The sequence below is a fragment of the Chryseobacterium sp. SIMBA_038 genome, from assembly GCF_046535115.1.
In the GTDB taxonomy this organism is placed as follows: Bacteria; Bacteroidota; Bacteroidia; order Flavobacteriales; family Weeksellaceae; genus Chryseobacterium.
Window position 1 is genome coordinate 1 of sequence record NZ_JAWRXH010000075.1, and the last position, 327, is coordinate 327.

1 protein-coding gene is annotated in these 327 nt (G+C 51.7%); it reads right to left on the minus strand.

The window, feature by feature from the left end:
• Positions 1–327 (minus strand): hypothetical protein (locus SB689_RS22790; protein WP_410694347.1); only part of this gene is annotated, 327 nt, incomplete at both ends.

Consider the following 327-nt stretch of genomic DNA (forward strand, 5'->3'; position numbering starts at 1 on the left):
GTGATGGCCGCGGAGGCGGCCAGCGATTGATTGATCAAAGTCTTCATTGCCAAAGCAAAGTCGCTCAGCTTCTCTGGCTCTGTAAGCTTCTCGAGTTCGGACTTCGCGTGCTCATGTAGTTTTGCAGCCACCTCCCATCGATCACGATCGCAGAAAAGGTCGCCAAGATGTTTGAGCGTCGCAATCCGGAGCTGGGAACTGACGTCGGTCAGAACCACATCTATATCTTTGAGTAAATGGTCAGACTCTGACGCACTCGATACGTCCGAACGGGAAGCGCACACTGAAATTGCATCGTATACTGCTCTCAACTCAGCCTGAACATAC